The sequence below is a fragment of the Roseivirga spongicola genome, from assembly GCF_001592965.1.
GTDB lineage: Bacteria > Bacteroidota > Bacteroidia > Cytophagales > Cyclobacteriaceae > Roseivirga > Roseivirga spongicola.
The window spans coordinates 1-392 of the sequence record NZ_LRPC01000008.1; the positions used below are offsets into that span (position 1 = coordinate 1).

General features: G+C 37.0%; 1 protein-coding gene. It reads right to left on the minus strand.

Annotated features, from left to right (window positions below):
• Positions 1 to 271: GxxExxY protein (locus AWW68_RS07760; RefSeq protein ID WP_068219022.1), on the minus strand; the 271-nt coding region annotated here is incomplete at its 3' end.
• Positions 272 to 392: the final 121 nt, after the last annotated feature.

The window sequence follows — 392 nt, forward strand, 5'->3', positions numbered from 1 at the left end:
AGTGAACATCTTCAAGGTTGATCAATGCTTTTATTTCTACAATTACCACATCTTCTACCACAAAATCGGCCCTTCTTGTGCCTACCTCTATGCCCTCATAAAAAATCACATGATCTTCTTCTCTTTTATAGCCCAAACCTGCTCTTTCTAATTCTATGGCCAGACATCTTTGGTAGATAACCTCTTGAAAACCGTTGCCCAAAGTGTTATGCACCTTCATGGCACAGCCGTTGATGGCATAAGTGAGTTTATCGAGATTAATCTTGTTCATCTTATTATTGTCTGGATCTTGATTTACTGGATTACCAGATTTACTTGATTTAATTCATACCACGCAATTGATTCTATCATCTTCATAACTTTATCCTGTTCATCCTAACATCTTGTGAATC